Source organism: Pseudomonas sp. NFACC32-1, assembly GCF_900101215.1.
Classification (GTDB): domain Bacteria; phylum Pseudomonadota; class Gammaproteobacteria; order Pseudomonadales; family Pseudomonadaceae; genus Aquipseudomonas.
The window spans coordinates 1-13413 of record NZ_FMUL01000030.1; the positions used below are offsets into that span (position 1 = coordinate 1).

Consider the following 13413-nt stretch of genomic DNA (forward strand, 5'->3'; position numbering starts at 1 on the left):
TGAGTTCCGGCCGATGCAGGTAACCGCGTGCCACCTGCACACCGCCGATGTAGATCTCCCCAGCCACCCCCATGGGCACCGGCTGACGATGGGCGTCCAGCAGGTAGATGCGGGTGTTGGCGATCGGCTTGCCGATGGGGGTGCTGTCGGGGGTGTCGACGCCCGAGCAGTCCCAGGCCGTGACGTCCACGGCGGCTTCGGTGGGGCCGTACAGATTGTGCAACGCCACCTGCGGCAGTTGCGCCTTGAAACGCCGCACCAGATGCCCCGGCAAGGCTTCGCCGCTGCACATCACTTGCCGCAGCCCGTCGCAGCCGTGGGCGGCGCCATGGGCCAGGAACACGTCCAGCATCGACGGTACGAAGTGCAGCGTGCTGATGCCCTGGGCCTGGATCACCTCGCACAGGTAGGCTGGGTCGCGATGCCCGCCAGGACGGGCCATCACCAGCCGGGCGCCGGTGAACAGCGGCCAGAAGAACTCCCACACCGATACGTCGAAGCTGAACGGGGTCTTCTGCAGCACCGCATCGGCAGCCGTCAACGGATAAGCGTCCTGCATCCACAGCAGGCGGTTGACCACCGCCCCATGTTCGTTCATCACGCCTTTGGGCAGGCCGGTGGAACCGGAGGTGTAGATGACATAGGCCAGATGGTCGCAGCGCAGCTCCTCGACCCTTGGATTAGCCGTCGACTGGGTCGAGAACGCGGCATCGTCCAGCAACAACGTCCGGGCATCGGTGGCGGGCAGGCGTGCCTGCAAGGCCCCCTGGGTCAGCACCACGCTCGGCGCGCAGTTGTCCAGCATGTAGGCCAGGCGATCGAGCGGATAATCCGGATCGAGCGGCACATAAGCAGCACCGGACTTGAGAATGCCCAGCAGGCCGGCCACCATTTCCAGGCTGCGCTCGGCGCAGATCGCCACCCGATCGTCCGGGCGGATGCCCAGGGCGATCAGGCGATGGGCAACCTGGTTGGCGCGGTGGTTCAGTTGCTGGTAGCTCCATTGCTCGTCGTCAGTCACCACGGCGATGGCGTCCGGGCTGGCCTCGGCACGGGCTTCGAACAAACCGTGCAAGGTCAGGCCTCGGGGATAATCGACCGTCGTGGCATTGAACGTTTCCAGCAGGCGCAGGCGTTCAGCCATGGGCAGAATCGCCAGCTCACCCAGGGGCGTCTCCGGCGCCCGCTCCAGCGCCGTGACCAGGCTTTCGAGGGTGGTGTGCATGTAGTCGCCGACACGTCGCGCATCGGTACCGGCCAGTGCCTGCACCACCAGGCTGAAGCCTTCGCCTTCGTCATCCACCGCCAGCGCCAGGGGGTAATTGGTACGCTCTTGGCCGCCAATCGACTCGATGCCCTGCCACGCCGACAGCGCCTGGGCAGTCACCTCGACCCCGCAATGGCGATAGTTGAGCATTGAACTGAACAACGGCGTCGGTGCAACCACACCGCTGCAGCGCTGCGCCAGGGCCAGTGAGGCATGCTCATGCCCCAGCAGGCCAGTGAGACGCCTGTGGGTGGCCTTGACCCCGGCGGCCACACCGTGCCCACCCAGGCTCACCCGCAATGGCAGGGTGTTGATGAACATGCCCAGTGCCCGATCGGCGCCCTCGCCCCCCTGCATCCGCCCCAACAGCACGGTGCCGAAGACCACTTCGTCGCGACCGCTGACACGACCCAGTACCTGGGCCCATGCCAGGTGCATCACACTCGCCGCACTGACGCCCAACTGCCGGGCCCGGGCGCGAAGGCGGCGACACAAGCCCGCCTCCACCGCCAGCTTCACTTCCTCCACACCGGAGCCATCGCGCTGCACATCCTGCAGACCGAACGGCAGGGTCGGCTCCTGGATATCGCCAAGCATCTCGCGGAAAAAGGCTTCGTGTTCCTGCTGGCCGACACCCAGGCGCGCCTGGGCCACATAGTTGCGGTAAGGCACCGCATTGCCCAGTTCGTGCGCCTTGCCAAGCAACTGGGCCTGCATTTCACGCTCCAGGACCTCCAGCCCCGTATGGTCCAGCACCATGTGATGGAACAGGAGCATCGCGATCCAGCGTCCGTTGTCGACGTCCTCTGCGATAACCAGGCGCAACATCGGCGCCTGGCGCACATCCAGGCGCACATGCCGGGCGTCGAAACGCTCCTGCAGCTGCGCAACGACATCCCCGGCGCTCGGATCCGGTTCCAGCTCATCGACGATCAGCCGCGCCTGTCGCCATACCACCTGCACCGGTTCGTCGAGGCTTTCCCAGGCCATCGAGGTCCTGAAGATGTCGTGGCGCTCGATCACCCGCTGCAACGCGAGGATGAAGTCATCCAGGCGTGCGCGGCTGTCAAAGCCGAACAGCGTCTGCAGCACATAGGGATCACCTTTTTTCGCCGTCAGGTGGTGATACAGGATGCCTTCCTGCAGGGGCGCCAGGGGGTAGATGTCCTGCACGTTTTGCGTGCCTCCCGGCACGCTTGCCACGATCCGATCGATGGCCTCCTGGCTCAATGCAGCCAGTGGCAACATGTCCGGGGTGATTCGCTCGCACCCTTGGACGATGGCATTGGCCGGTACCACCACCTCGCGGTGTCCGCCCACGGCGGCTGCCAGTGCCCGCAGCGTCGGTTGGCTGAACAGGACCCGCACGTCCACGGCCATCTCGGCCTGGCGCATGCGCTCGATCAGCCTCATCGCCAGCAGCGAATGGCCGCCCAGTTCGAAGAAGTTGTCGTGACGCCCCACACGCTCGACGTTCAACAACTCGGCCCACAGGCCGGCCAGCGCTTGCTCGACCTCGCCCTGGGGGGCCTCGTAGGCCTGGCTGGCGTACGCCTCCGCCGCCGGCACCGGCAAGGCCTTGCGGTCCACCTTGCCGTTCAGTGTCAAGGGGAACGCCGGCATCAGGACAAACGCGGCAGGTACCATGTATTCGGCCAGGGTGGCGGACAACTGCTCGCGTAACGCCGCCACGGTGAGGCTGACCTCAGGCTGTGCAATGAGGTACGCCACCAGGCGTTTCTCTCCCGGCTCGTCGGCCCGCACCATGACCACCGCGTCCTTCACGCCGTCACAGGCGACGAGCCTGGCCTCGATCTCTCCCAGTTCCACACGGAACCCGCGGACCTTGACCTGATCGTCGTTTCGTCCCAGGCACTCCAGATTGCCCTCGGGCAGCCAGCGGCCCAGGTCACCGGTGCGGTAAAGCAGCGCGCCGGGCTCGGGGCTGAACGGATCGGCGATGAACTTCTCCGCGCTCAGGTCCGCTCGGTTCAAGTACCCCTTGGCCACGCCCTTGCCGCCGATGCAGATCTCGCCGACCACACCCAGGGGCGCCAGCCGCTGGCGTGCATCCAGTACGTAGACCCGGGTATTGGAGATGGGCCCGCCAATGGGCACGCTTTGCGCGTGCTCGGCCACAGCCTTGACTTCCAGGGTCGTGGCGTAGGTGGTGGTTTCGGTCGGACCGTAGCAATGCACCAGGCGCAAGCCCGGCGCCAGGCTCAACAAGCGTCGGAAGGAGGCCGCGTCGGCGCGTTCGCCACCGCACAAAAGAATGCGCAAGCCGCCGATGGCTTCGGGGATCAGTTGCACGTACTGGTTGAAGATGGCCGTGGTCACGAACAGCACCGTGACGCCCGTATCGACCAGGACCTGGGCGAACCGCGCTGGTTCGAGGAGGGTTTCATGGTCGATCACCACCACCTGCCCGCCGTTGAGCAGCGCGCCCCAGACATCCATGGTGCTGGCGTCGAACGCCGGATTGGAGGCAAAGGCGATTCGGTCGTGGGCATTGAAATCGGCGTAGCCGTTGTTGATCACCAGCCGGTTGATGGCCCGGTGGGGAACCAGGACACCTTTGGGCTGCCCTGTCGAACCCGAGGTATACATGATGTAGGCAATCGATTCACTGGATTGCGCCAGTGCCGGATTGTGGATCGGGCCTTGCAGGGTCAAGGTGTCCAGCTCGACGCGAGGGGTGCCCTCGGGGGCGACTTCGGTACTGAAGGTGAGCAAGACCTTCGCCCGGCAATCCTCCAGCATGAAGCCCTGGCGCTCCAACGAAGCGTTGCGATCCAGGGGCACATAGGCCGCCGCGCATTTGAGGACCGCCAACTGGCCGACCAGCAGGTCGATCGAGCGCGGCAGCAGGATCGCGACGCAGTCGTCCGGTTGCACGCCCAGTCCCAACAGGTAATGGGCCAGGCGATTGGCTCGCTCGTTCAGTTGCGCATAACTGACCTGTCGCTGCCCATGCACCGCCGCGACCGCCTGGGGCAGGTGTGCAACCTGGGCCTCGAACAGCGCCAGGACAGTCTGGTCCTGCGGATAAGGGCGATCGGTGGCGTTGAAATCCGCCAGCAGCAGGTCGCGTTCGGTTTGCGGCAGGATCTCCAGGCGGTCGAGGGGCATGCGCGGCGCTTGCTCGAGGGCTTGTACCAGGCCTTCGAGCGCGGTGTGCATATAGGCACAGATGCGCTGCGCACCTATTCCCTGGACGACAAGGGTGCTCAACATGAAGCCTTCGCCCAAGTCATCCACCGACAGGGTCAGCGGGTAGTTGGTACGTTCCTCGCTGCCAAGGACTTCCATGCCCTGCCAGGCATCCCGGGCCTCGACCGAGGTCGCATCGGCCGCGCTGTGCCGGTAGTTCAGCAACGCGCTGAACAGCGGGGCCGGTGAAGCCACGCCGCTGCAACGCTGGGCCAGGGCCAGGGACGCATGCTCGTGGCCGAGCAAGGCAGTCAGTCGCCCATGGGTAGCCTTGACGCCGGCCAGCACGCCCTGGGCTTGCAGATCGACCCGCAGCGGCAACGTATTGATGAACATGCCCAGGGCCCGGTCGGCGCCCTCGCCGCCCTGCATCCGCCCCATCAGCACCGTGCCGAAGACAACATCCTGGCGTCCGGACAACCGTCCCAGCACCTGGGCCCACGCCAGGTGATGCAGGCTGGCCGCACTGACACCGATTCGCCGCGCCTGTGCCCGCAGCCGGCGGCTCAAGCCGGCTTCCACCGCGAGCTTCGCCTCCTCGATGCCAAGGCCGTCACCCTGGACCTGTTGCAAGCCCAAGGGCAGCGTCGGTTCGTCGACGTCGCCCAGCATGTCGCGGAAAAATGCCTCGTGCTCCTGCTCGCTGACACCCAGGCGAGCCTGGGCCACATAGTTTCGGTACGGCATCGCCTCGCCCAGCCGATCGGCCTGGCCGAGCAGGAGCATCTGCATCTCCTGTTGCACCACTTCCAGCGCGGTATGGTCCAGCGCGATATGGTGGAACAGCAGCATCGCCACCCAGCGCTGGTTGACCGGGTCATGGGCATGGCGCAGGCATATCAGCGGAGCCTGGCGAATGTCCAGGCAATGGTGCCGGGAGTCGAAGCGCGAATGGAGCTGGGTCACGGCATCGGCGCCTCCGGTTTCCAGCGTGACGGCTTCGACACTCAACGCGGCCCTGCGCCAGACCACCTGGATCGGCTGTTCCAGGCCCTCCCACAACACCGCCGTGCGCAGGATATCGTGACGATCGATAACGCCTTGCAGCGCCTGCGCGAAGGCCTCGATACGCGCTTCGCTGTGGAAGGCGAACATCGCCTGGAGCACGTAGGGATCGCCCTGCCGCGCCGCGATATGGTGGTAGAGAATGCCTTCCTGCAGCGGCGCCAGCGGGTAGATGTCCTGTACGTTGGACACACCGCCCGGCACGCTGGCGACGATCTGGTCGATCGCCTCCTGGGTCAACGACACCAGCGGCAACAGGTCAGGCGTGATCCGTTCGCAGCCGCAGGTGATTGCGTTGGCCGGGACCTCGACCTCATTGCCGCCGCCCACCGCCGCGGCCAGGGCCGCCAGGGTCGGCTGGCCGAACAGTACGCGGACATCGGCACTCAAGCCGACCTGGCGCATCTGTTCGATCAGGTTGACCGCCAGCAACGAATGGCCGCCCAGCTCGAAGAAATGATCGTGGCGCCCCACCCGCTCCACATGCAGGACCTGCCTCCACAGGCGGGCCAGGGTGTTTTCGACCTCCCCCACGGGGGCTTCGTAGCCCCGGCTGACGATCGAAGCCTGGTCCGGCACCGGCAAGGCCCTGCGGTCCAGCTTGCCATTGGAGGTGAGGGGCAAGGCCTGGAGCTGTACATAGGCCGCCGGCACCATGTAGTCCGGCAAGCGACTTTGCAGATGAGCGCGCAGGGCTTCGATATCCACCGCCTCGTCGCTGGAGCGCAGCGTGAAATACGCCACCAGGCGTTTCTCCCCAGGCGCGTCCTCGCGAACCAGCACCACGGCTTCCTTCACGTCATGGTGTTGGGCCAACCGGGCTTCGATCTCCCCCGGCTCGATACGGAAACCACGGATCTTCACCTGGCCGTCGTTACGGCCCAGGTACTCGATGTTGCCGTCGGCCAGGAAACGTCCCAGGTCTCCGGTGCGGTACATCAGGGCCCCGGGTCGCTGGCTGAAGGGATCGGTGAGGAATTTTTCGACCGTCAGTTCCGGACGGTTCAGGTAGCCCTTGGCGACGCCCATGCCGCCGATGTACAGCTCACCCGCCACGCCCTGCGGCACAGGCCGCTGTTGGGCGTCGAGAATGTAGACCCGGGTGTTGCCCAAGGGGCGACCGATGGGAATGCTGCCCTCGCCGACCGCCTTGATCTCGTACGTGGTGGTGAAGGTAGTGGCTTCCGTGGGACCGTAGCCGTTGAGCAGGTGAACCGGGGCGCCTTCCTTCAAGACGCGCCCGATCACCGCCGGGTCGAGTACATCGCCGCCCACGATCAGGTAGCGCAAGCGGGCGAAAGCCGTCATCAGGCTGGCCGCGTATTGATGGAACAGCCCCGCAGTCATCCACAACACACTCACCGATTGCTCGATCAGCAGCGTGCGCAGGCGCTCCTGGGACAGCAGCACTTGCTGCTCGACCACCACCACGCACCCGCCGTTGAGCAAGGGGGCCCAGACGTCCAGGGTGCTGGCGTCGAAGGCGGGATTGGAGGCAAAGGCCACCCGGTCCCGCTCGTTGAAATCGGCATAGCCGTTATTGATCACCAGCCGACTGATGGCCCGGTGCGGTACCAGCACGCCCTTGGGCGTGCCCGTGGATCCGGAGGTGTACATGATGTAGGCCGGCGCTTCACTCGACTGTGGCGGCGGCTCGGCGTGGGCCGGCTGCCCGCCAAGGTCGATGGTGTCCAGGTCCACGCGGCGCACGTGCGACGGCAACGCCTCGGCGCTGAGGGTCAGCGCCAGCACCGCGCAACTGTCCTGGATCATGAACCCCTGGCGCTCGGCGGGCGCGTTGACGTCCAGCGGCACATAGACCGCCGCGCACTTGAGGACCGCCAACTGGCTGACCAACAGTTCGAGCGAACGAGGCAGCAGCAGGGCCACGCTTTCACCGGCCTGCAGGCCAAGCCCCATCAGATGGGCCGCCAGGCGGTCGGACTGGCAATCCAGTTCACCATAGGTCAGGGTTCGTCCGCCCTGCACCGCTGCCGGCGCATCCGGCCGGGCCCGGGCCTGAGCCTGGAACAAAACCTGGATCGGCTGTTCCCGGGGATAATCGCGGTCGCTGTCGTTGAAACCCAGCAACACACGTTCCCGCTCCGCCGCCGGCAGCCATGACAGGCTGTTGAGCATCGCCCCGGGGCTTGACTCCAGGGCGCCGACCAGGCTTTCAACGGCCGCCAGCATGTATTCGCCTATGCGCTGCGCACCGATGAGCGCACTGGCCTGCACCGTCAGGGCAAACGCGTCGGAGAAATCGTCCACCGAGAGAATCAGCGGGTAGTTGGTGCGTTCTTCCGCACTCAGGGCTTCGATCCCCTCCCAGGCCTGGCTCGCTTCCACAGGCAGGACTTGAGCCGCGCTGGCGCTGTGGCGGTAGTTCAACAGCGTACTGAACAGCGGCGCCGGGGCCGCCACGCCGCTGCAACGTTGCGCCAGGGCCAGGGATGCGTATTCGTGGCCCAGCAGGCTGCTCAGCCAGCCGTGGGTGCTCTTCACCCCATCGCGGACACTCTGCGCCCCTACACCGACCCGCAGCGGCAGGGTATTGATGAACATGCCCAGCGCCCGGCTCATGCTTTCGCCCGCCTGCATCCGCCCCAGCATCACCGTGCCGAACACCACGTCCTCGCGGCCCGAGACGCAGCCCAGTACCTGGGCCCAGGCGAGATGGAAAATACTCGCCGCGCTCACACCGAGCTGTCGCGCGTGCCCGCGCAAGCGCCGACCGAGGTCCGGAGGCACTGCCAGGTGATGTTCCTCGATGGCAGTGCCGTCCCCCAGTACATCCTGTTGGCCGAAGGGCAGCGTCGGCTCCTCGACGTCGCCAAGCATCTTGCGGAAGAACGCCTCGTCGGCCTGCCGCTGGCCAGCCTGACGGGTGCGGGCCACATAGTTGCGGTAAGGGATGGCAGGCTGCAACTGATCAGCCTGCCCCATCAGGCAAGCCTGCATTTCGCTCTGCACGACCGTCAGGGCCGCGTGGTCCAGGGCCATGTGATGGAACAGCAGCATGGCGGCCCAGCGCTGGTGTACGGTGTCTTCGGCGACCACCAGCAACAGCAACGGCGCCTGGCTGACGTCCAGGCGATAGTGGCGAGGATCGAAGCGCGCCTGCAATTGCGCCATCGCATCGCCCTCGCCCAGCTCGGCGCTGATGTCCTTGACACCCAGCCGGGCCTGGCGCCAGACCACCTGGACCGGCTCTTCCAGCCCTTCGCGGACGATGGCGGTGCGCAGGATGTCGTGTCGGTCGATCACGCTTTGCAAGGCATCGACAAAATCCGCCAGGCGCTCACGCCGAGCGATGCTGAACCGTGCCTGCAGGACATACGGGTCGCCCTGGGTCGCCATCAGGTGGTGATAGAGAATCCCCTCCTGCAACGGCGCCAGCGGGTAAATGTCCTGCACATTGGGCGCACCGCCCGGAACCGTGGCAACGATGCGGTCGATGGCGCTCTGGTCCAGGCTCACCAGCGGCAGCATCTGCGGCGTGATGCGCGTGCAGCCGGCGGGGATGGCGTTGGGGGCGATGTCGGGTTCGCCGCCCTGGTTGGCATCGTATTGGCCGGCCTGGATCAACGAGATCAGTGCGCTCTTGTGTTCGCGCAGCAAGGCCAGTACCGCAGGCTCGCTCAGCGATTGTTTTCGGCCCCGCACCACGAGCTGATCGCCCTTGACTGAAAGCTGTACGTCTTTCTCTCTTAGTGTCGCCAACAGTTCGATCACACTCACAGGACAATCTCCATTTTTTCTGTCGTTGCCGCGTATTCCGAGAGCGTTGGCCGCTCGAATAACGTCCGCACATCCGCTTCCATGCCTTCCTGGCGCATCCGCTCCATCAGGCTGACGGCGAGCAGGGAATGCCCGCCCAGTTCGAAGAAATGATCGTGACGACCGACACGCTCTACGTTGAGCACTTCAGCCCACAACTGGGCCAGGGTGATTTCGGTGTCGCCGACCGGCGCTTCATAGCCACGGCTGATGAACGCCCCCAGGTCCGGCGCCGGCAGCGCCTTGCGGTCGAGCTTGCCGTTGGGGGTCAGGGGCATCGCGTCCAGGCAGACGTAGGCCACCGGTACCATGAAGGCGGGCAGTTGTGCCTGCAGGTACAGGCGCAGCGCTTCGATGCCCAGTGCTTCGTCTGCCGGGTACTGGGTGAAATAGGCCACCAGGCGCTTCTCCCCCGGAACGTCTTCACGGGCCAGCACCGCCGCTTCCTTCACCGCCTCGTGCTGGGCGAGCCTGGCTTCGATTTCGCCCAGTTCGATACGGAAACCGCGGATCTTCACCTGGTCGTCGTTGCGCCCTAGGTACTGCAGGGTACCGTCGGGCAACCAGCGACCGATGTCTCCGGTCTTGTACAAGCGGGCATCGGCCTGGCCGTAGAACGGATCGGCCATGAAGCGGGTTTGGTTGAGCTCCGGCCGGTTCAGGTAGCCACGCGCCACACCGACACCGCCGATGTGAATCTCGCCCGGCACCCCCACCGGCAACAGCTGGCCGTGGTGGTCCAGCACGTGCAGCTGCATGTTGCGGATGGGCCGGCCAATCGGGATCGACTGGTCCCGGTAGGTTTCCAGATGGCTATCCACGATGTGCCAGGCAACCACGTCGCTGCACTCGGTCGGCCCGTAGCTGTTGATCACCGTTGGCCGTGGCTGCGGCAGTTTCTCCAGCAGGGCGACCTGGATCGGCTCGCCGCCCAGGACCACCCGTTTCAGGCAGGCCAGTGCCTGCTGATGGTCGGCGTCCACCAGCGCATGGAACGCGCTGGGCGACATGTTGAGGTGAGTGATCCCGGCCTCGGCGACCTGGGCGACGATGGCACCTGGATTGAAGGGTTCTTCAGCCAGATGCAGCGTGGCGCCCACCATGAGCGGTGCCAGGATGTTCTTCTGGGTCAGGTCGAAGTTGTAGGAAGAGGCCAACAGCACTGCATCGCCGGCATGGAACGCCAGGTCCTCGAGGTACCAGTCCATCAGGTTGCGCAGGCCGCGACGCTCCACCATCACGCCCTTGGGCAGTCCGGTCGAACCGGAGGTGTAGATGACATAGGCCAGATGGTCAGGTGTCAGGCCTGTCACGTGCAGGTTGTGATCCGGCTCGTCCAGCCATGGGCCGGCGTCCAGGTCGATCAGGGGCACCTGGGCGTCCGACAGCAGCGCCCGGGTACCGGCCTGGGTCAGCACCGCAACCGGCGCGCTGTCCTGCAGCATGAACGCAAGGCGCTCGGCCGGATAAGCCGGATCCAGGGGGACATACCCCCCGCCGGCCTTGAGCACCGCCAGCAGTCCTACCACCATGTCGACACTGCGCTCGACGCAGATCGCCACCCGCGAATCCCCTTCCACGCCCTGCTTGCGCAGATAATGGGCCAGCCGGTTGGCTCGCTCGTTCAACTGGCGATAGGTCAGCCGCTGTGCGCCACCGTGCACGGCCAGGTCATCCGGCGTGCGCTGTGCCTGCGCCTCGAACGACGCCTGAATGGCTGGTTGCTGCCGTGGGGCGTCGGCTTGGTGGGCATTGAACTCGGCCAGCAGCCTGTGGCGCTCGCCAGGCGGCAGGATCGACAGCTGATGCAGTGGCGCCTGAGGAGACTGTTCGAGCATCTCGATCAGCCTTTCCAGGGTCTGGCGCACATAACCACACATCCGCTGGGCACCGATGCGCGCAGGCGTCATCACAGTGAAGCTGAACGCCTCGCCCTGGTCGTCCACCGCCAGCGTCAAGGGATAGTTGGTCCGCTCTTCGCCACTGAGCATCTGGATACCGTCCCAGGCCGACAACGCCTCGGTGGTGGTGATCGCACCCGTGTGCCGATAATTGAGCAAGGCACTGAACAGTGGCGTCGGCGCTTCCACGCCGCTGCAACGTTGCGCCAGTGCCAGCGAGGCGTGCTCGTGCCCCAGCAAGGCGGTCAGCCGCGCATGGGTCGTGGTCACACCGGCACGCACATCGGTTTGCAGGCTGACCCGCAGTGGCAGCGTATTGATGAACATCCCCAGCGCCCGGTCGGCCCCCTCGCCGCCTTGCATCCGGCCCATCAGGACGGTACCGAACACCACCTCTTCGCGGCCCGACACCTTGCCCAGCACCTGTGCCCAGACCAGGTGGTACAGGCTCGCCGCGCTCACACCGAGCAGACGGGCCTGGGCCCGCAATCGGCGGCTCAGGTCGGCCTCGACAAGCTGTCCGGCCTCCTCGATCCCGCTGCCATCGCCTTGCACATCCTGCAAACCGAACGGCAATGTCGGCTCGTCGACGTCGCCAAGCATGTCGCGGAAAAACGCTTCGTGGGCCTCGCGGCTCACCCCCAGGCGAGCCTGGGCCACGTAGTTGCGGTACGGCACCGACGCCGGCAAGCGATCTGCCCGCCCGAGCATGTGCGCCTCGATCTCGGCGGACAGTGCCGCCAGGGACGTGGCGTCGTCCACCAGATGATGGAACAGCAGCATACCCACCCAGCGCTGGTTCGCCGGGTCCTGGGCATAGGCGACCCGCATCAGCGGTGCCTGGCGAATGTCCAGGCGGTAGTGCCTGGGGTCGAAGCGTTGGTGCAACTGCGCGGCGACATCGCCCGCCGCCGGGTCCAGCTCCACCGACTCCACCACCATCCGGGCGTCACGCCAGACCACCTGCACGGGCTCGGCCAGGTCCTCCCAGAGCACACTCGTACGCAAGATGTCATGCCGGGCGACGACCGATTGGAACGCGTGGGTAAACGCCTCCAGTCGGGCGAAGGTGTCGAACGCGAACATCATGTATTGCAGATAGGGATCGCCCTGGGCGGCGGCGAGGTGGTGATAAAGGATACCTTCCTGCAGCGGTGCCAGGGCATAGATGTCCTGTACGTTGGCCAAGCCGCCCGGCACCATCGCCACCACGCGGTCGATCTCGTCCTGGCTCAGGGTCGCCAGAGGCAACAGCTCTGGCGTGATCCGTCGACAGTCCGAGGCAATACGATTGGCCGGCACCACCACGTCCGTACGTCCGCCTACCGCAGCGGCCAGGGCCGCCAGGGTCGGCTGGCTGAACAGCACGCGCACATCGGCGCTCAGCCCGGCCTGGCGCATGCGTTCGATCAGCTTCACCGCCAGCAGGGAATGGCCCCCCAGTTCGAAGAAGTTATCGTGACGACCGATCCGATCAAGATCCAGCAGGTCCTGCCAGATCGTGGCGATGACGGTTTCGGCATCGCCTTGCGGTGCTTCGTATTCGCGAGTCGCCACCGATGACTGGTCCGGCGTCGGCAACGCCTTGCGGTCGAGCTTGCCGTTGGTGGTCAACGGGAAGGCATCGAGCATCACGAAGGCGCCTGGCACCATGTAGTCCGCCAGGGAGCCCAGCAGTGCGGCACGCAACCCGGCTGCCGTGGGCGGCTCGCCTTCTTCGGCGATCACATAGGCCACCAGGCGCTTGTCCCCCGGCTCGTCCTCGCGCGCGATGACCACCGCTTCGCGGACACCTTCGCACGCGGCCAGCCTGGCTTCGATCTCGCCCAGCTCGATGCGGAAGCCACGAATCTTCACCTGGTCGTCGTTGCGGCCCAGGTATTCGATGCTGCCGTCGGCCAGTCGGCGTCCCAGGTCGCCGGTCCGGTACAGACGCGCCCCTTCGCATCCACTGAAGGGATCGGCGATAAAGCGCTGCCGATCGAGCTCGGGACGATTCAGGTAACCACGGGCCACACCCGCACCGCCGACGTACATTTCCCCGACTACACCCACCGGTACCGGCTCGCGCCGGGCGTCGAGCACATGCAATTGCAGGTCGGGAATGCGCGTGCCGATGGGGCTGACACCGACCCGCTGCGCGTCGTCCGCGCTCAGTGCGTGGTAAGTCACGTGCACGGTGGTTTCGGTGATGCCGTACATGTTCACCAGTTGCGTGCCGGCGTTGATCTCCCGGGCATACCACGG

Annotated in this window: 2 protein-coding genes; both read right to left on the minus strand. The window is 65.8% G+C overall.

Translation table 11 applies throughout. The features are described from left to right. The coding region (locus BLP99_RS25890; protein WP_176776528.1) for a non-ribosomal peptide synthetase at positions 1-9226 on the minus strand (9226 nt) is incomplete at its 3' end. Next, the coding region (locus BLP99_RS26715) for an amino acid adenylation domain-containing protein (protein WP_305367273.1) at positions 9223-13413 on the minus strand (4191 nt) is incomplete at its 5' end. The genes BLP99_RS25890 and BLP99_RS26715, both read right to left, overlap by 4 nt.